Source organism: Plantibacter sp. VKM Ac-2876, assembly GCF_015350715.1.
In the GTDB taxonomy this organism is placed as follows: domain Bacteria; phylum Actinomycetota; class Actinomycetes; order Actinomycetales; family Microbacteriaceae; genus Plantibacter; species Plantibacter auratus.
Map to the genome: position 1 here is coordinate 1,000,384 of NZ_JADKSI010000001.1, position 18,387 is coordinate 1,018,770.

An 18,387-nucleotide genomic window follows, 5' to 3' on the forward strand; every position below is an offset into this window, starting at 1 on the left:
ACACCGACCCACCCCACGCACAGAACTGGAGCGAACCCCCGCATGTCCCGACCGCACCGCATCGCCATCGCCGGCGCCGGCATCATCTCGAAGCAGCACGGCATCGTCATCGACCAGCTGCGCGACGAGTTGGAACTCGTCGCCGTCGCCGACCCGGAGCTCGCGAAGGCGGAGGCCCTCGTCGCCGAGCGCGGCGGACGGGCGTTCACGACCCTCGCGGAGGCGCTGGCGCAGACCGACCCCGACATCGTCGTCGTCTGCACCCCCACCGGTCTGCACGCCGACCTCGCCATCGAAGCACTGGAGGCCGGCAAGCACGTCATCATCGAGAAGCCGGCCGACGTCACCGTCTCGCGGACGGACGACATCATCGCCGCGCAGGAGCGCGCCGGTACCGTCGTGACCGTCATCTCCCAGCACCGCTTCGACCCCTCCACGGAGATCGTCCTCGCCGCAGCCGAGCGCGGAGACCTCGGGCGCATCACCTCGGGCATCGCCTCGGTCGACTGGTGGCGCGGGCAGAGCTACTACGACTCCGGCGACTGGCGCGGCACCTGGGCGCTCGACGGCGGCGGCGCGCTCATGAACCAGGGCGTGCACACGGTCGACCTGCTGGTCGCGCTCCTCGGACGCCCCGTCGAGGTCTTCGGCTACACCGCGCTCCTCGCCCACGAGCGCATCGAGACCGAGGACGTCGCGGTCGGTGTCGTCCGCTTCGCATCCGGCGCGCTCGGTGTCATCCACGGCTCGACGGCCGTCTACCCGGGCCTCGTCGCGCGGCTGCAGGTCCACGGCGACCGCGGCTCGGCGGTCATCGAGAACGACCAGCTGACGTACTTCCACTCCACCCCCGCGGGGATGGAGCGCGCAGAGGCCTTCTTCGGCTCGCAGGGCAAGGACACGAACCAGGCGGCGCAATTCGCCGACGAGACGCAGGCGGGCTCGAGCGTCGCCGGACAGATGTCGGACGCGCACCTGCACCAGTACCGGAACGTGCTCGCCGCGATCCGCGGGGAGGAGCCGCTCCGCGTGACGCTGGCCGAGAACCGCCAGGCGATCTCGATCATCACCGGGCTCTACGAATCCGCACGCACGGGCCAGCCGGTCCGGCTCGACGCCGTTGCGGCGGTGGCCCGATGAGCGCGCAGCGGACGAACCGGGTGGCGGCGAACCCCATCCCGTACTGGAGTGCCCGCGGCAAGACCCGCGAGGTGTTCGAGGAGGCCTTCGCCGACTTCCAGCGCATCGGGTTCACCGCGGTGAAGGCCGACATCCCCGAGGGCATGACCGCGGACGAGTACCGCACGTGGATCGGCGGCTACGGCCTCGCACCATCGCTCAGCCTGTTCAGCAGCGCGTTCGACGAGACGGTCGTCCTGGCCGAGGTCCTCGAGGCGGCGAAGGCGTTCGGGGCGGCGCAGGCCTCCCTCGGACTCGACCGCACGATGATCTCCTCGATGGCGATCCCGGCGCGCATGGCGACGCCGGCGATCGGCGCCGACTTCTCCCAGGAGCGTCTCGACCTGGCCATCGAGAACGCCGGCCGGACCTGCGAGGTCCTGCTCGCCGAGGGGATCCGCCCCCTGCACCATTCGCACGTCGGTGGTGTCTTCGAGACCGAGCACGAGATCCGCAGTCTGCTCGACACCCTCGGACCGGACCTCATCGGGTTCGGGCCCGACACCGGACACCTCCGCTGGGCGGGAGCGGACCCGGTCGCCATGATCACCGACTACCGCGACCGCGTCGGCGGCATCCACATCAAGGACGTCTACGCCGATCACCTCGACGGCGCGGCGGACGGCGCGCTGAACTACCACGAGACGTCGCAGACGAAGCGGCTGTGGGCGGAACCCGGGCTCGGCGTGCTCGACTTCGACGCGATCGTCGCGGCGATGCCCGCGGACTACGACGGCGACTACATGATCGAGGTCGACTTCCCGAGCGTCGAGAGCGTCTACGAGTCGCACCGCCTGTCGTACGAGTGGGCCAGCCACGCGCTCGATGTCGCGACCCGCTGACCAGGCCGGCCTGAGCCATCCCGCGGAGGCCGCGGCAGTACGATGGCTCAGGTCGCCGAGGGCGGCGATCGAGAGGAGCGAGCCCCATGAGCACCTCTGACGCATCCGCCGAGATGGTCGCTCCCGAGCCCGGGACGCCCGAACCCACGGCCGGGGTCGTGAAGACGAAACGCGCCGCGACGATCTACGACATCGCGCGGCTCGCCGGCGTCAACCCGTCGACCGTGTCGCGGGCGCTGAGCCGCCCCGGCCGCATCAACGAGAAGACGGCGCAGAAGATCCACGACGCCGCCAAACAGCTCAACTACGTGGCGAACCCCGCCGCCCGGGCGCTCCCCACCGGGCGCACCGGCACGCTCGGCCTCATCGTCGCCGACATCACGAACCCGATGTTCTTCGACGTCGTCCGCGGTGCGGAGCGCGAGGCCGCCGAGCGCAACTACACGCTCGTGCTCGCGGAGTTCAAGGAGTCGGCGGAGATGGAGCTGCTGACCGCCAGGCGGCTCATGCCGTCGGTCGACGGTCTCATCCTCGCGACCTCGAGGCTCCTGCCCGACGACGTGCGCGCGCTGGGCCAGGAGAAGCCCGTCGTCGTGATCAACCGTCAGGTCGACGACGTCGACAGCATCGTCGCCGACGTCGACCCCGGCCTCACCGAGGCGATCGACCATCTCGCAGCCCTCGGGCACCGCCGCCTCGCGTTCGTCTCCGGGCCGTCGCGCTCGTGGATGTCCCGCCATCGTTGGGACCGCACGCGCGCGTTGTGCACGGAGCGCGGCATCGAGACGGTGCGGGTGCCGTCGACGCAGCCCGACATGGCCGCGGGCAGGGCGGCGGCCACGGCCGTGCTCGAGACGGGTGCCACCGCGGTCCTCGCGTACAACGACCTCCTGGCCATCGGCATCATGCTGGAGCTGCGCTCACGTGGTGTCGAGATGCCCACCCAGCTGAGCCTCATCGGCTTCGACGACATCTTCGGTTCGGACTTCACGACACCGGCACTCACGTCGATCCGCAGCCCGCACATCGCCTCCGGCTCCTACGCCGTGCAGACCCTCTTCGCGCACCTCGGGGGCACCGACGTCCCGACCATCACCGACCTCGCGACCACGCTCATCATGCGCGAGTCGACCGCCCCGCCGCCCACGGACTGATCCCCGCCGTCGCCCAGCCCTTCGACAGGCTCGGGGACCGGGATGGCCCGTCGCCCAGGGACCGACCGCGGGGTACGCTCGATCCGATGATCGAGCTGAGCCTGCACCGGACGGAGTGGGCGGCGGCGTTCCGACACGAGGCGGCGCGGCTCTCGGACGTCCTCCACGGACGCGTCGACGCGATCGAGCACATCGGGAGCACCGCCGTCCCGGGCCTCGTCGCCAAGCCGATCATCGACCTCGCCGCGAGAGCGACGGCAGCCGGCGACCCGTTCGCCCTCGGCCCGCTCCTGGCCGGGCTCGGGTACGAGCCGAACGCCGCCGGACCGAAGACGCATGCCGTGTACGTCCGTTCGGAGGGAGTCCGTCGCACGCACATCCTCCACGTGTTCGGATCAGACGCGTGGGAGCACTGCAACCAGCGGCTGTTCCGGGACAAGCTGCTGCACGACGCATCCGCTCGGCGCCGCTACCAGGAGCTCAAGCTGGAGCTCGCCAGGACCGACGACGGCCGCGCCTACACGGCGGCGAAGTCCCCGCTCATCGAAGAGCTGCTGAACGAGGAGCGCACAGCGCGCTGCCTGCCGCCGACCGCGGCCTGGGACAAGTAGGGCCGCCCCTCGCGTGGTCCTCAGGCGACCAGTTCGATCTCGACGCGCGCGCCGAGCGGCAGCCCGACGACCGCGACTGTGGTGCGCGCAGGATAGGGCGCCGAGAAGACCGTCTCGTAGACGCTGTTCATCGACGCGAAGTCGGCCATGTCGACGAGGTAGACGTTCACCTTGACCACGTCGCCGAACCCACGACCGGCGGCCGTCAGCACCGACTCGAGGTTGGCGAACACCCGGCGGGTCTGCTCGGCGACATCACCGTCGACGAGGGCTCCGGTGACCGGCTCGATGGGCGTCTGCCCGGACAGGTACAGCGCTCCGGTCGGGGCGACCGCGGCGTGCGAATACGGCCCGACGGGCTTCGGAGCGTGCGGGTCGTTCACCGTGGATCGCGTCATGGCCTCAGCCTAGGGAACGCTTGTGGGTTCCGCCGCGGCTCGACGCGAGGGTGACACTCGGATACTCACCGAAGCGGCTCGTGTACGACGCGGCGAACCGCCCGAGGTGGGTGAACCCCCACCGCCTGGCGACCTCGGCGACCGTCGCGAGGCCCGGTTCCGCGTCCCGCAACTCCTGTCGGACGCGATCGAGCCGGATCGACCGCAGGTAGTCGGTGGCGGTGACGTCGTACTCGCGGCGGAACGCCGCCTGCAGACTGCGCAGGCTGATCCCCGCGGCAGCGGCGACCTCGTCGGTGCCCAGAGGCCGGTGGGCGTTCGCGACCATGAACTCGACCGCGGCGCGGGTCTTGCCGGCCGCCGACACCGCCAGGTCGATCCGCGGCTGGAGGGCGAGATGCGGGAAGACCTCGAGCAGCGTGACCGCGGCCGCTCGGTTCGCCTCGGCGCGCAGGACCGCGGAACTCCCGTCGTCGTAGACCACCCGGGCGACGGTCGCCACCGTCTCGGTCCAGCGCCGCAGGGCGTCGCCGGACGGACGGAACGTCGTGTCGAACCGGATCGGACCCACCGACCCCTCGGTCTCCGCCGCGACGCCCTCCAGGTAGGCACCGCCGAAGTGCATCATGTTGAGCCGATAATCGATCAGGTCGAACTGCGAGGGCCGATCATTCGCGAACATCGATGGTGCGCCCTGGTGCAGCTTCATCGGCGAGCCGAGCAGGTCGAGGACACCCTCACCGCGCGTGAGCCACGACACCACGTACTCGTCCTGGGTGAAGGAAGCGCCCGTGATGCGGCCCTCGACCTGCGATGCACGCAGCGAGAGGTCGGCGTCGCCGATGGAGGTGAAGCGGTATCGGAAGTCGGCGGCCGTCGGCTCGACGGTCATCCCGCCGATCCGGTACGCCTCGCGGTAGAGCTCGCGCGCGTCGTCGACGTCGCCCCCCGCGGCCTCGAACCGCTCCGCGGGCCCAGCATTCACGCTCATCCTGCTCAGAATCCCACGACTGTGCCAAAGCTCCACTTCCGGGCGGCCGGCGTTCGTTTATCGGATAACGCCGGTTCGCCACCGAGCGCCAGGCGTCACCCGATGTACGAGGTGTCGGAGCGGGCCTCTCCCGCCACGACGGCCGTCAGGTCGACCTCGCGGCCGTCGAGCCGGAAGGTGAACCGCCCCGTCTGCTCCACCGTCGGCGTCTCCGTGAGGTACTGGCGGAGTTCGACGCGTTCGCTCTCGTGCAGCCAGACCACCGGGTCGGAGGTCGACTTGAACTCGAGGATGGCGGCGACGTCCTGGAGCATGCGACGTTCGACGGGGTCGAGGAGGTTCCGGGCGCTGCGGAAGTAGACGGCATCGGGGTCGACCTCGTAGACGTCCTTGAGCCAGACGCGGTTGACGGAGTCGACGATGGAGTTCCACGCCCCGACGCCCGACGGGTCGCCGACCCGTTCGGCGTTGTCCCAGAACGGACCGACATCCGGCCCCACGCGCGCGCCGTCGAACACCCCGATGGACGGGATCATCGGGACGCCGCAGCCGAGCAGGTACACGTCGTCGCCGACCACCTCCCTGATGAACGAGATCGCATCCCGGTAGGCGGTCTCGCGGTGGACGTCCTGGTGCCGCCGACCGGTGACGGCCCCCGCGTACATGAAGTCGAGCTTGAGGTAGCTGAAGCCCCACCCGGTGACGCGCTCGAAGACCTCGCGGAGGTGGTCCTGCACCTCCCGCTGCGTGGTGTCGAGCGAGTAGTAGTGGGAGTTCCAGTTGTAGCCGGTCGCCAGCGGGCGCCCGGCGTCGTCTTGCACGAGGAGGTCGGGGCGCTCCCGCGCGATCGTGGACTCGGGAAGCGCGATCATGGGAGCGAGCCAGAGCCCCGGGCGGAACCCGGCTTCGGCGATGCGACCGGCGGTCGCCTGCATACCCGACGGGAAGTCCGGGCCGGCCGTCCAATCGCCCACGATCGGCTCCCAGCCGTCGTCGAGCTGGAACACGTCGAAGGGGTACCCGGCGAGGTCGGCCACGGTGCGGGCGACCAGCTCCTCGTCGATGCCCTCGTAGTAGGAGTACCAACTGCTCCAGACGCGACCGGCTCGCTGCGAGCGCCGCCCCAGCCGTTCGGACAGGATCGCCGCGTAGTCGGCGAAGGCCTGCTGCTCCGGTCCGAACGTGACGAACCACTCGGCTTCGTCGGTCTCGCTCCGCGCCCAGATCGTGTTGCGGTCGGCACCGACCCGGGGGTTGCCGAGCCCGAGGGTCCCGATGAGCAGCACGGTGCCGTCCGGTCCCTCGATGGCCCCGACGCCACTGCCGGAGTGGAGGTGCGGGGTCTCGTTGACCGCGTCGTCGGCGGTGAGCAGCCGGTCGGGGTTGTCCTTGATGCCGATGGTCTCGCCGTCGGTGGTGGTCCACCCGCTCGGGCTCCACGAGTTCCAGCCGTGCCGGTAGAAGCCGGTGTCGCCGAAGGGGTGGAGGAGCGCGACCGGACCGGCGGGCACGACGAACCCCGTGCTCGTGGCCGTCGGTTCGCCGGCGAGGTTCGCGGGGATGCGGAGGTCACCGAAGGTGAAGGTGTGCAGCATGGCCGGCTTTCTCTCTGGGTGGGTGCGCGCTCGGAATCGACGCGGGTTTCCCGACTGCCACCACGGGGCTGCCGCGGGTAGAGTCGAGGAGGCGGAGTTAATACTGCAACGTGCCGTGAAAAGTCGCAAGAGGGGAATGGGAATGCCTCGAGAGGCGATGGTGGAGCCGTCCGGCGGATCGATGGGCAGTCGTTCGTTGCTCCGGAGGATGAACTCGCTCGGTGTGCTGCGCGCCCTGCTCCCGCAGCCGCTCACCCTGCGGGAGCTGGCGAACGCGTCCGGGCTGTCTCGGACGGCCATCGACGCGATCGTCACGGACCTCGTCGCGATGGGCTGGCTCGAATCCGCCGAACGCGCCTCGGCGTCCCGGATCGGCAGACCCGCCACCGCCTTCAGCGTGCGGGCCGGACTCGGCCACCTCCTGTCGCTCGACATCGGCGCGAACCACATCCACGCCGTCGTGACCGACCTCGCCGGTGCCGTCCTGGGCCAGCGCACGGCTCGCCTGCCCGAGGACACGGGCGCGACCGAGCGCATCACCCTGGCGCTGGCGACCGGCGATGCGGTGCTCAGCTCCCTCGGCCTCACCCGCGGGTCGGTGTGGATCGTCGCCGTGGGATCCCCGGGCGCGATCGGCCGGGACGGCGAGGTGCTGCACTTCGGCGGGACGGGGCTCCCGGGCTGGGTCGGGCTGAATCTGCGCGCGCGGTTCGAGCGGGAGTTCGACGGAGCCGTCCTGGTGGAGGGCGACGTCGCGCTCGGCGCCCGCGCGGAACTGACCGTCGGCGCGGCACAGGGCCACGGCGACGTCGTCTACCTCCTCTGCGGCGTGCGCACCAGCGCGGCCTCCGTCGTCGACGGCAAGGTGCATCGCGGCGTGCACGGTGCGGCAGGGATCGTCGGCGAGATGCCCGAACTCCGGTGGTCACGTCTGAACGAGCGGTACGGCGAGTCGGTCCTCGGCTCACCACGGCCGTCCCGCGAGGAGATCTTCGATGCGGCTCGCGCCGGTGATCGGATCGCCCTGGCGGCGATGGACGAGTTCGCGGACGACCTGGCCACCGGCGCGGCGGCCATGGTCCTCGCACTCGATCCGGAGCTCCTCGTGGTCGGCGGCGGAAGCGCTCCGGGCGCGGACGTCTTCCTGCCGCGCTTCATCCGCACCCTCGGTGGGATCTGCCCGCTGCCGCCGGACGTGGTCGTCTCCTCGCTCGGTTCGGAGGCGGTGGCGATGGGTGGCGTCAGCCTGGCCTCCCAGCACCTCGACACCGTCCTGGAGGCGGCGGTCCGAAACGTGGAGCGGTTCCCCGACCCGGCCGGAGCGCTGCGGCTCGTCAGGCAGACCGCAGCGTCCTGAGCCGTCGCCTCCCGCGACCGGTCGTGGCTCAGCGACCGCCGAGCTGCGCGGCGAGGACCGACGACCGTCGCTCGGGGATCGCCGCGTCGTAGACGTCCTGGACCACGTCGAACGCCTTGCGTGCTTCTGCAGGGTGGAGCCAGAAGGCGCCCGGCTCGTCGAGCCCCGCGTAGAAGTCCTGGATCAGCCGTTCATGGGACACGCCCCAGTAGGCACGCGCTCCGCTGGCCGTCACCCGCTCGACGGTGGTCTCGACGCGCCCATCGGCGAAGCGTGCGGTGAGTTCGGCGCCGAGGCTCAGCGTGCCCCGCTCGCAGACGACGTCGATCGTCACCGGCAGGTTCGCGACCCCGGCGACCGTCGCGTAGACCGTGCTCGTCGCGCCACCCGCGTGCACGATGCGCAGCTCGGCCGTGTCCTCGACCTCGATCACCTCGGCGAGCGCGCGCGTGGCGATCGACCCCGTCGCCTCGAGCGGGTCGCCGACCAACCACTGCACGAGGTCGATCGTATGGATCGCCTGGTTCATGAGGAGTCCGCCGCCGCCGGTGTCCCAGCGGCCGCGCCACGGGCGATCCTCGTAGTAGGCCGCCGTCCGATGCCACGGCACGACCGCCGAGGCGCCGAGAACGGCGCCGAGCTCACCCGAGTCGAGCAGTTCCTTCGCGCGCTCCGCGGGCTGGTTGTAGCGGTTCTGGAAGCACACCGCGATCTTCGCTCGACTGTGCTCGGCCGCAGCCAGGAGCCGTTCGGCCTCCTCGCGTGTGTGGGCGAGGGGCTTCTCGAGGATGACGTTGATCCCGCGCTCGAGCGCCCGGATCGCCTGGTCGGCGTGCAGGTGGTGCGGGGTGCAGATGTGGACGACGTCGGGTCGCGCCTCGTCGAACAGTCGATCGAGGTCGGTGAATCCCTGGGCACCCGTCGCAGCCGTCGCCGCATCGAGCCGGCCGGCGTCGACGTCGCACACCGCCACGAGCTGCGCACCGGGGACCGTCCCGATAGCCGCGAGGTGGAGGGCTGCGATGTCGCCGCACCCGATCACGGCGACGCGACGGATGGTGGGCTCCGGCTCCCTGCTCATCGCAGCTCGATCCCCAGCTCGTCGGTGAGCCTCCGGAAGGCCCGGGCGGCCACGCCGAACGAGGCGGGACCCGAGAAGCCGCCGAGCGCGTGGGTGTCGGCGAGGTGCGGCTCGAGCGAGGCGAACCCGGCGTAGCCGTCGTCGCGCAACGCCGTGAGCGTTTCACGCAGTTGCCCGTCGCCCTCGCCGGACGGTACGACCTGGCCGCTCTCGGCGACCGCGTCCTTGACCTGCAGGTAGTCGAGGTACGGGCGCAGCATCGCGTAGCCGTCGTCGAACGGCGCCACACCCACCTGGACGAAGTTCGCGTTGTCCCAGGCGAGCCGCAGCGCGGGTGATCCGACCGACTCGACGAGGTCGAGGATGCGCTCCGGGACGTCGCCGTAGATGTCCTTCTCGTTCTCGTGCAGGAGCACGACCCCCTCACGCTCAGCCAGGTCGGCGAGCAGGCGCATGCGGACCAGGACGTCGTCGCGGGTGGCCTCAACCGGCACGCCCTCGCCGCGGAAGAAGGAGAAGATGCGGATGTTCGGCGTTCCGAGGGCGTGTGCAGCCGCGATCGCTCGCGCGAGGCGGGCGACCTCCAGCTCGGCGTCGAGAGCCACGTCGACCTTGCCGATCGGCGACCCGATGGCGGACACGCCCATGCCCGACCGCTGCAGCTGCGCGCCGAGTCGGGCGAGCTGGTCGGCGTCGAGGTCGATGATGTTGACGCCCCACGCGCTCCGGACCTCGATGTGCGATGCCCCGAGCGCCTCCAGCACGGCGATCTGCGTCGTCGGGTCGGCGTCGATCTCGTCGCCGAAGCCCGACAGGGTCCAGCTCACCGGGTGTTGTGCATTCACGTGCGCTTCCGCCTTCGCGTTCGTTCTCGTCATCGGGAACCAGACAGTCGGGCTGCCGGCCCTGTCAGCCTACGGCTCTGGCAACCGGTTGACAACCCTTCCCGACGGGAGGGGTCGCCCTAGGATGTAGCGTGTGACCGATCTCTACCTCGCGAGTACGACCGTGTCCTTCCACCGCAGCTGGTCCTGCGTGCTGTTCGACCTCGACGGCACGATCGTGGACTCGGCGCCCGGCATCATCTCGCGCATGAAGACGACCCTGGCGAACGTCGGTGCCGTCGTCCCGTCCGACGAATCGCTGCTGCGTTGGGTCGGGCCGCCGCTGCTCGACTCCTTCCGCGACTTCGCGGACATGGACCCCCTGCAGTCGCAGCTCGCCCTCACCGAGTACCGTCGCCAGGTCGCCATCGAGGGCGCCGAGGTCGGCACCGCGGTGTTCCCAGGCGTCGCCGGGCTGCTCGCGCGCATCTCCGAGGCCGGGATCCCGATCGGGCTCGCGACCTCGAAGCCCGAGTCGCAGGCGAACACGATCCTCGACCACTTCGGCCTGAGCCAGTACTTCACCGTCGTCACGGGCGCCTCCGAGGACGAGGTCCGCAGCAGCAAGGCCGACGTCGTCGGCGAGGCCCTCCGGCGCCTCACGGCCGCCGGCGTCGACACGTCCCGCACCGTACTGGTCGGCGACCGCCTCCACGACATCGAGGGTGCAGCGGCGCACGGGATCCCGACGATCCTCGTCGAGTGGGGCTACGGCTCACCGGCGGAGGCCACCGGCGCCCTCGCCGTCGTCCACTCGATCGACGCGCTGTCGAACCTCATCACCGGCTGAGCGAGGCCGGAACCACTTGGTGACCCCAGGAGGGCCTGGCTTCACCGACACCTGCTCACTAGGGTGATGACCATCCTGAGGAGGTCGACATGGCGGTGTTCACACGCGGTTTCGGAGGACGGGCACGGGAGCAGGACGATCGACTCCCGCCCGGTCAGTTCCTCACCGAGGACTTCCCGGTGCTGTCCGCCGGGCCCACGCCACGGATCGACACCGATGAGTGGGAGTTCCAGATCCGCACGGAGACGGGCGAGACCCACCGCTGGGACTGGGCGGCCATGCAGGCCCTCCAGCAGGACGACATCACCCGCGACATCCACTGCGTGACCCGCTGGACGAAACTCGGCACGAGCTGGCAGGGCGTCTCCCTCGACACGCTCTTCGCCGAGGTCGAGAGCGGTTACGACTTCGTGATGGCCCACTCCTACGGCGGTTACACGACCAACGTCCCACTCGACGACCTCCTGGACGGCAAGGCCTGGATCGCCACCGGCTTCGACGGCGAGCCACTCGCCGCGGAGCACGGCGGCCCGGCGAGGCTCCTCATCCCGCACCTCTACTTCTGGAAGAGCGCGAAGTGGATCCGCGGCCTCGTCATGCAGCAGGACGACGAACCGGGGTTCTGGGAGCAGAACGGATACCACGCCTACGGTGATCCCTGGCTCGAACAGCGGTACTCGTGAGGCGCACGGGCCATGTCGACGTCTGGAAGGCGGCCACCGTGGTCACGGCGACGCAGCTGACCCCATCGGGGCGGAGCCTCATCCTGGACGCTCCCGGCTGGGGCGGGAACCTCGCCGGGCAGCACGCCGACGTCCGCCTCACGGCGCCCGACGGCTACCAGGCGGTGCGCTCCTACTCGATCGCCTCGGCGGACGCCGGTGACCGCATCGAGATCGCCGTCGACCGGGTCCCCGACGGCGAGGTCTCCCCGTTCCTCGTCGACGCGATCGAGGTCGGCGACCAGGTCGAGGTGCGTGGCCCACTGGGCGGCTGGTTCGTCTGGCGCCCCGAGGACACGGAGCCGGTCCTCCTGATCGGCGGAGGTTCGGGCATCGTGCCGCTCATGGCGATGGTGCGAGCGCACGAGGCGGCCGGGAGCACGACGCCGTTCCGACTCGTGTACTCGGTCCGCTCACCGCAGGACGCCTTCTTCGCCGATGAGCTCGCTGCGGCGACCGGAGTCGAGGTCACCTGGATCTACACCCGGCGAGCGCCCGATGGCTGGCCTCGTCCCGCCGGCCGCCTGGTCGCGGCCGACCTGCAGGCGCTCGAGGTCACCGGCGGCGAGGCCCCGTCGGTGTTCGTCTGCGGACCGACCGGCTTCGTCGAGGCGGTCGCCGACACCCTGGTCGCGATCGGCCATGATCCCGCCCGCATCAAGACCGAACGGTTCGGAGGCGCGTGATGACCTCGCATCTGGACGGGAACGTCCTCGCCGGAACCCTGTCGGAGCTGACCGGCACCGACCCGAGCGGCACGATGTCGCAGTGCCTCGGGTGCCGCGACGTCTCACCCCTCGCCGCGGAGCTGGTGTTCGGCACCCCGGAGGCGTGGGTGGTGCGCTGCCGCCACTGCGACGACGTCCTGCTCGTCGTCCTCCATCACGAGGAGACCACGCGCGTCACCCTCGACGGCGTCCGCTGGTGGACGGACCTCGGCTGACGCCCCCACACTCGCCCGTAAAAGCTATTGACATTAGCCAAACGGCGATGCAGACTAGCTTCATGAACACGAACCCGGCATCGACAGGGCCTGCCACCCGCTACCTCGACCGTCCCGAGGGCAAGATCGCCTACGAGATCCAGGGAGACGGCCCGCTCGTCGTCCTCGTCCCGGGAATGGGCGAGCTCCGCTCCTCCTACCGCTTCCTCGCTCCCGCGCTCGTCCAGGCTGGGTACCGCGTCGCCTCCACCGACCTCCGTGGTCACGGCGACAGCGACACGACGTTCTCCTCGTACGGCGACGTCGCGACCGCCTCGGACGTCCACGCCCTCATCCGCGACCTGGGCGCCCCGGCCGTCATCGTCGGCAACTCCCTCGCTGCCGGCGCGGGCGTGATCGTCGCTGCAGAGCACCCCGACGACGTGTCCGGTCTCGTGCTCGTCGGACCGTTCGTCCGCAACCCGAAGGCGGGCGCCGTCATGCAGGCGGTCTTCCGCGCCATGATGGCTCCGCTGTGGATCGCACGGGTCTGGAAGGCTTACCTCCCCACGCTGAACGCGGGCCGGAAGCCGGTCGACTTCGACGACCACCTCGCCGACGTCTTCGCGAGCCTGCGTCGACCCGCCTACGGCAAGGCCTTCTCGCAGACGACGAGACAGACCGACCACGCCCCGGCCGAGGCTGCGCTCCCCGGCGTGAGCGCTCCGACGCTCGTGATCATGGGCACGAGAGACCCCGACTTCCCCGACCCCGCGGCAGAGGCCCGCTGGATCGGCGACACCCTGCAGGCCGAGGTCGTCCTCGTCGAGGACGCCGGCCACTACCCGCAGGCCCAGCAGCCCGAGGTCACCTCGCAGGCCGTCCTCGGCTTCCTCCAGTCGGCGCTGCACCGTGCCTAGGGCGGGACTCAGCCGCGCGCGCGTGGTGGACGAAGCGGCTGAACTCGCCGACGAAGTCGGGCTCGAGGGGCTGACCCTCGCCGCCCTCGCCGAACGGCTCGGCGTCCGGCAGCCCTCGCTCTACAAGCACCTCGACTCGCTCGCCGGACTCCGCCGGAGCATCTCCCTCCAGGCCAAGGGGGAGCTCGGCGACGTCCTGCTGCGCGCGGCCGTCGGCCGTTCTGGTGCGGACGCGATCACGGTGATGGCCGGGGCCTACCGGGAGTGGGCACTGGAGCACCCGGCACGCTATACGGCCGCGCAGTGGATCGCCGGGCCGGAGGACGAGGAGGACACGGCGGCGTCGCTCGGCACCATCCAGGTCATCTCCGACGTCCTCACGGCCTACGAACTCCGCGGCGACGACGCCATCGACGCGATCCGCGCGTTCCGCTCCACCCTGCACGGCTTCGTCTCGCTCGAGGCGGCGGGCTCCTTCGGCCTCGACCGAGACCTCGACCGCAGCTTCGACCGCCTCGTCCGTGGCTTCGTGATCACCCTGACCAACTGGGCCGAGACGAACGGTGGCGCATCCTCGTAGCTCCGCAACGGCTTCCGCCACGAGGATCGCGCCGGTACATTGCCGTCATGTCATGTCGCATCAGTGAACTCGTCCTGGACTGCCGCGATCCGGAAGCGCTCGCCCGCTTCTGGTGCGAGGTCCTCGACTTCGTCGTGCTCGACCGAGACGAGGACGGGGTGGAGATCGGAGCGCGGGACGGCTTCGGTGGATCGCAGCCGACCATCATCCTCAGCCGCAGCGACGACCCGCCGCAGCCGAAGTCGAAGCTCCACATCGACGTCAGCCCGACCGACGGCGACCAGGACGCCGAGCTCGAACGCCTGCTGGCCCTCGGTGCGCGCCCGACGGACATCGGGCAGACGGGCGACGAGTCGTGGCACGTCCTCGCCGATCCCGAGGGCAACGCCTTCTGCCTCCTGCGCACGCCGGTCAAGCCGGTCTGAGGGCCGGCGGGCACGGTGCCGGTGGGATAATCGGCGCATGTCCTCGACCGCGCGGTACGCCAGGCAGCTCGCCCTCCCCGGGTTCGGACCAGCGGCGCAGCAGCGCCTCGCCGACGCGCGGGTGCTGATCGTCGGCGCCGGCGGCCTCGGCAGCATCGTCATCCCGGCGCTCGCCGCTGCCGGTGTCGGTTCCGGTGACGGCGCGATCCACCTGGTGGACGACGACACGGTCGAGCTCAGCAACCTGCACCGGCAGACCGTCCACAGCACCGCGGACGTCGGCCGTCCGAAAGTCGACTCCGCCGCCGACCGCGCCCTCGCCGTCAACACCGATGCGACGATCCTCAGGCACCGCCTCCGCCTCGGACCCGGCGAGATCATGGGCCTCCTGGCCGACGCGGAGATCGACCTCGTCATCGACGGCAGCGACAACTTCGAGACCCGTTACCTGGTCGACGACGCCGCGACGCTCGCCGACGTCCCACTCGTCTGGGGTGCCGTCTCGCAGTACGGCGGGCAGGCCGGGCTCAGCTGGTCGTCTCGCGGCCCGCGCTACCGCGACCTCTTCCCCCACCCGCCGACGGACGGTTCGGTGCTCTCCTGCGAGGCCGGCGGCGTCCTGCCCACCACGGTCGGGGTCATCGGGTCCATCATGGCGACCGAGGCGATCAAGGTGCTCACCGGGGTCGGGACCCTCTCGCTCGGCCGGGTGACGATGTTCGACGGGCTGAGCGGCGGGTTCCGCGAACTCCGGTACGAGCGCGACCCCGCGGGGGGCCGGCAGGTGTCGCTCGATGAGCATCTGCATCGGACCCCAGGAGGGGACGCGGCGAGCGCCGCAGCCGCAGCAGCCCCGCACGAGCCGCGACACGGCGGCCGCACGATCACCGCACCGCAGCTCGCGGCGAGCGAGGACGAAGCCGTGCTGCTCGACGTCCGGGAGCCGTGGGAGGCGGAGATCGCCCGGTTGCCCGGTTCGACCCTGATGCCGCTCGGCTCGCTCCCCGAGACGCTCCACGGGCTCGACCCCGAGACGCCCGTGGTCGTCTACTGCCACCATGGCATCCGGTCGGAGTCGGCGCTCCGCCTGCTCCTCGAGCGCGGCTACTCCGCCGTCCATCTCGAGGGCGGCATCGACGCATGGTCGCGCCTCGTGGATCCGTCCGTCCCCCGCTACTGACCGCGGCTCCGAACACCCCGTGCAGCCCCACCGACCGACCTCGACGACGGGAACCACCATGACGACGCCAGCGCCCACGAGTCGGAAGACCGTCGAGCAGCACGCCTCCGACGTCGCCGCCCTCCTCGACGACGTGACCGACACCGGCGCCGAGCACGTGCCGATCGACGAGGCCGCAGCTCGGGTGACAGCCGTGGCGGTGCCGTCGCCGGTCGACCTGCCGCTGTTCCGCAACTCGCAGATGGACGGCTTCGCAGTTCGGGCGACAGACCTCACGGGCGACGAGACGCGACTGCGAGTGGTGGGCGAGATCGCCGCGCGCCCGATCGACCCCGCGCCGCTCGAACCGGGGACCTCGGTACGCATCATGACCGGCGCGGTCGTGCCGCCGGGAGCGGACGTCGTCGTGCCCGTCGAGGAGAGCGAGGTCGAGACGGATTCCCACGGTGTCGAGACCGTCGTCCTCGGTCGTCCGCGCAACGGCGGCGAGCGCCCGGTGGGACTGTTCGTCCGGGAGCGCGGGAGCGACGTCCGCGCCGGTGAAGAGCTGCTGCCGGCCGGCGTACGCCTCGCTTCACGACACCTCGCCGTGTTGGCTGCGGCCGGGATCACGACCGTCGAGGTGCGTCGGCGGGTGCGGGTCGCGATCGTCACGACCGGTGCCGAACTCGTCGAACCCGGCGAGACACCGACGCTCGGCCAGACCTTCGACTCCAACGGGACCGCGCTGGCGGCCGCCGTCGTCGCTGCCGGGGCCGAGGTCGCCGCCCGTGCGCGCGTCGTCGACGACGCCGGCGTCCTGCTCGCCCTGCTCGACGACCTCCACGGCGAGGTCGATCTCATCCTCACCTCCGGCGGGATCTCGATGGGCGAGCACGAGGTCGTCCGTGACGTCCTCGGGCCGCTGGGTGGTTGGATCGGTTCGGTCGCGATGCAGCCCGGCGGACCACAGGCGCTCGGTGCCCACCGGGGCGTCCCGATCATCGCGTTCCCCGGCAACCCGGTGAGCACTCAGCTCTCGTTCGAGGTCTTCGTCGCTCCGGTCCTCCGCCGGGTCGCCGGCCTGCCGCAGGCGTCGCGTGTGCCGGCCGGACTCGCGGTCGCCGTGCGTTCGGTGCCCGGCAAGCGCCAGTTCCTCCGCGGACGCCGCCGAGACGATGGTCGGGTCGAACCGGTCGCGGGCCCCGGCTCGCACCTGGTCGCCGGGCTCGCGGCCTCCGACGTGCTGATCGTGATCCCTGAGGACACGCTCGAGCTCGACGCCGGTGACGCTGTGGAAGCATGGGCACTATGACCGGGCTCACACACCTCGACGACGACGGCCGCGCACGCATGGTCGATGTCGGCGACAAGGCCACCACGAAGCGGGTCGCGACGGCGACCGCGACCTTCACCACCCGACCAGACGTGATCGCGCTCGTTCAAGCGGACGGCCTGCCGAAGGCGGACGTCATCGCGACCGCCCGCATCGCGGGGATCGCGGGAGCCAAGCGGACGAGCGAACTCATTCCGCTCTGCCACCAGCTCGCGCTGTCGTCCGTGAGCCTCGACTTCGCCTTCACCGAGGACTCCATCGTCATCACCGCGACGGCGAAGACCACCGGCCAGACCGGGGTCGAGATGGAGGCCCTGACGGCCGCGTCGATCGCCGGCCTGACCCTGCACGACATGGTCAAGGCCGTCGACCCGGCATCGGTCCTCTGCGACATCCGGCTGCTGGAGAAGTCCGGCGGCAAGCGCGGGAACTGGACGCCGGAGACGTCGGAGCCGATCGAAGCACCTGTGGCGCGAACGGTCCGTCCGCGAACCGCGGCCGTCATCGTCGCGTCGACCGCCGGCGCGGCGGGCACGCGCGAAGACCTCACGGGGCCGCGCATCTCCGCCTGGTTGTCCGAGCACGACTACGCGGTGGATGCGGTGACGGTCGTGTCCGACGCCGACGTGCACCTCGCGATCACGGCAGCCCTGGACGCCGCGCCCGCGGTGCTCATCACGACGGGCGGCACCGGCCTCTCGCCGAGCGACCGCACCCCGGAGGCGACGCAGCCCCACCTCGACCGCGAGCTGCCCGGCATCTCGGAGGCGATCCGCACCCTCGGGTCGACCAAGACCCCGACCGCGGCGCTCAGTCGCGGGCTCGCGGGAGTCTCCGGCGGCACCGTCGTGGTGAACCTGCCCGGGTCGACCGGTGGCGTGAAGGACGGACTCGCGGTCCTCGACGGCCTGCTCGACCACCTCGTCGCCCAGATCGCCGGAGGTGGCTCGCATGAGTGAGTCGACGGTTCCCGAGGTCCTCGCCTTCATCTCCGAGTCGCCCCTCGATGCGCATGCGATCGAGGACTTCGTCGCTGCGCCCGCCAACGGCGCACTCGTCGCCTTCCGAGGCATCGTGCGCGACCACGACCACGGCGAGGCTGTCGACGCCCTCGACTACCGGGCCCACCCCGACGCCCAACGGTTCCTGGAGGACTGCTGCCGGACGGTCGCCGCGGAGACCGGGCTTCGAGTGGCAGCAGCGCACCGCGTCGGGTCGCTCGTCGTCGGCGACCTGGCCCTCGTGGCCGCCGTCGCCGCTGCGCACCGGGCCGAGGCGTTCGCCGCCTGCGAGCGGCTGGTCGAGGAGATCAAGCGCACCGTCCCCATCTGGAAGCGCCAGCACCTGACCGACGGCGAGACGGAGTGGGTCGGCCTGTAGCGGCCCACCCTCGGTTCGCCCCGAGTGGTCACTCGCACGAAGCGTGGGCGACCATTCGGGG

Annotated in this window: 21 protein-coding genes; 16 read left to right on the forward strand and 5 right to left on the reverse strand. The window is 71.0% G+C overall.

Annotation, left to right across the window (positions count from 1 at the left end; genetic code table 11):
* The first annotated feature begins 42 nt into the window (after positions 1-42).
* From ITJ62_RS04790 to ITJ62_RS04805, 4 genes are all read left to right on the forward strand, one after another.
* Positions 43-1,140: a Gfo/Idh/MocA family protein gene (locus ITJ62_RS04790; RefSeq protein ID WP_194599899.1), complete on the forward strand. Its 1,098-nt coding sequence runs from the start codon at positions 43-45 to the stop codon at positions 1,138-1,140.
* Positions 1,137-2,021, forward strand: coding sequence for a sugar phosphate isomerase/epimerase (locus ITJ62_RS04795; protein ID WP_194599900.1), 885 nt, complete (start codon positions 1,137-1,139; stop codon positions 2,019-2,021). The genes ITJ62_RS04790 and ITJ62_RS04795 overlap by 4 nt, the downstream gene beginning before the upstream one ends.
* Before the next feature lie 86 nt (positions 2,022-2,107).
* Entirely contained in the window at positions 2,108-3,175 is a 1,068-nt protein-coding gene (locus ITJ62_RS04800; protein WP_228497817.1) for a LacI family DNA-binding transcriptional regulator, read from the forward strand.
* Positions 3,176-3,261: 86 nt separating this feature from the next.
* Positions 3,262-3,786, forward strand: a complete 525-nt coding sequence (locus tag ITJ62_RS04805; protein WP_194599901.1) for a GrpB family protein — start codon at positions 3,262-3,264, stop codon at positions 3,784-3,786.
* A 20-nt stretch (positions 3,787-3,806) separates the two neighbouring features.
* Here ITJ62_RS04805 and ITJ62_RS04810 read toward each other — a convergent pair whose 3' ends face one another.
* The 3 genes from ITJ62_RS04810 to ITJ62_RS04820 form a co-directional block, all read right to left on the reverse strand.
* On the reverse strand, positions 3,807-4,184 hold the full coding sequence (locus ITJ62_RS04810; protein ID WP_194599902.1) for a Rid family detoxifying hydrolase: 378 nt from the start codon (positions 4,182-4,184) through the stop codon (positions 3,807-3,809).
* 4 nt (positions 4,185-4,188) lie between these two features.
* Entirely contained in the window at positions 4,189-5,175 is a 987-nt protein-coding gene (locus ITJ62_RS04815) for a helix-turn-helix transcriptional regulator (RefSeq protein WP_194599903.1), read from the reverse strand.
* A 95-nt stretch (positions 5,176-5,270) separates the two neighbouring features.
* A complete protein-coding gene (locus tag ITJ62_RS04820; RefSeq protein WP_194599904.1) occupies positions 5,271-6,770 on the reverse strand; it encodes a glycoside hydrolase family 36 protein in 1,500 nt (499 codons plus the stop codon).
* 142 nt (positions 6,771-6,912) lie between these two features.
* Between ITJ62_RS04820 and ITJ62_RS04825 the strand changes: the two genes are divergently transcribed.
* A complete protein-coding gene (locus tag ITJ62_RS04825) occupies positions 6,913-8,127 on the forward strand; it encodes an ROK family transcriptional regulator (protein WP_228497818.1) in 1,215 nt (404 codons plus the stop codon).
* A 28-nt stretch (positions 8,128-8,155) separates the two neighbouring features.
* Here ITJ62_RS04825 and ITJ62_RS04830 read toward each other — a convergent pair whose 3' ends face one another.
* A complete protein-coding gene (locus ITJ62_RS04830) occupies positions 8,156-9,208 on the reverse strand; it encodes a Gfo/Idh/MocA family protein (RefSeq protein ID WP_194599905.1) in 1,053 nt (350 codons plus the stop codon).
* Entirely contained in the window at positions 9,205-10,086 is an 882-nt protein-coding gene (locus ITJ62_RS04835) for a TIM barrel protein (protein ID WP_194599906.1), read from the reverse strand. The genes ITJ62_RS04830 and ITJ62_RS04835 overlap by 4 nt, the downstream gene beginning before the upstream one ends.
* Before the next feature lie 100 nt (positions 10,087-10,186).
* Between ITJ62_RS04835 and ITJ62_RS04840 the strand changes: the two genes are divergently transcribed.
* The 11 genes from ITJ62_RS04840 to ITJ62_RS04890 all read left to right on the forward strand — a co-directional run bounded on the left by ITJ62_RS04840 (position 10,187) and on the right by ITJ62_RS04890 (position 18,326).
* Positions 10,187-10,882, forward strand: a complete 696-nt coding sequence (locus ITJ62_RS04840) for an HAD hydrolase-like protein (RefSeq protein WP_194599907.1) — start codon at positions 10,187-10,189, stop codon at positions 10,880-10,882.
* Between the two features lie 89 nt (positions 10,883-10,971).
* Complete coding sequence (locus tag ITJ62_RS04845; RefSeq protein ID WP_086472594.1) at positions 10,972-11,565, forward strand: sulfite oxidase-like oxidoreductase; 594 nt, start codon at positions 10,972-10,974, stop codon at positions 11,563-11,565.
* Positions 11,562-12,290, forward strand: a complete 729-nt coding sequence (locus ITJ62_RS04850; RefSeq protein WP_370581820.1) for a ferredoxin reductase — start codon at positions 11,562-11,564, stop codon at positions 12,288-12,290. Before ITJ62_RS04845 ends, ITJ62_RS04850 begins: the two co-directional genes overlap by 4 nt.
* Complete coding sequence (locus tag ITJ62_RS04855) at positions 12,290-12,547, forward strand: DUF6510 family protein (protein WP_194599908.1); 258 nt, start codon at positions 12,290-12,292, stop codon at positions 12,545-12,547. Before ITJ62_RS04850 ends, ITJ62_RS04855 begins: the two co-directional genes overlap by 1 nt.
* A 62-nt stretch (positions 12,548-12,609) precedes the next feature.
* Complete coding sequence (locus tag ITJ62_RS04860; protein ID WP_194599909.1) at positions 12,610-13,446, forward strand: alpha/beta fold hydrolase; 837 nt, start codon at positions 12,610-12,612, stop codon at positions 13,444-13,446.
* A gap of 22 nt (positions 13,447-13,468) precedes the next feature.
* The gene (locus ITJ62_RS19285) at positions 13,469-14,026 is read left to right on the forward strand and encodes a TetR/AcrR family transcriptional regulator (RefSeq protein WP_370581821.1); all 558 of its coding nucleotides are present in this window, start codon (positions 13,469-13,471) and stop codon (positions 14,024-14,026) included.
* Positions 14,027-14,073: 47 nt separating this feature from the next.
* Positions 14,074-14,451 (forward strand): VOC family protein, encoded by a 378-nt coding sequence (locus tag ITJ62_RS04870; RefSeq protein ID WP_071261898.1) that lies wholly within the window; start codon positions 14,074-14,076, stop codon positions 14,449-14,451.
* 37 nt (positions 14,452-14,488) lie between these two features.
* Positions 14,489-15,631 carry a ThiF family adenylyltransferase gene (locus tag ITJ62_RS04875; protein WP_194599911.1) on the forward strand — a complete coding sequence of 381 codons (1,143 nt, stop codon included), beginning with the start codon at positions 14,489-14,491 and terminating at the stop codon, positions 15,629-15,631.
* Between the two features lie 58 nt (positions 15,632-15,689).
* A complete protein-coding gene (glp, locus tag ITJ62_RS04880) occupies positions 15,690-16,925 on the forward strand; it encodes a gephyrin-like molybdotransferase Glp (protein ID WP_194599912.1) in 1,236 nt (411 codons plus the stop codon).
* Positions 16,922-17,905, forward strand: coding sequence for a bifunctional molybdenum cofactor biosynthesis protein MoaC/MoaB (moaCB, locus tag ITJ62_RS04885; RefSeq protein ID WP_194599913.1), 984 nt, complete (start codon positions 16,922-16,924; stop codon positions 17,903-17,905). The genes glp and moaCB overlap by 4 nt, the downstream gene beginning before the upstream one ends.
* On the forward strand, positions 17,898-18,326 hold the full coding sequence (locus ITJ62_RS04890; protein WP_194599914.1) for a molybdenum cofactor biosynthesis protein MoaE: 429 nt from the start codon (positions 17,898-17,900) through the stop codon (positions 18,324-18,326). Before moaCB ends, ITJ62_RS04890 begins: the two co-directional genes overlap by 8 nt.
* The last annotated feature ends 61 nt before the right edge of the window (positions 18,327-18,387 follow it).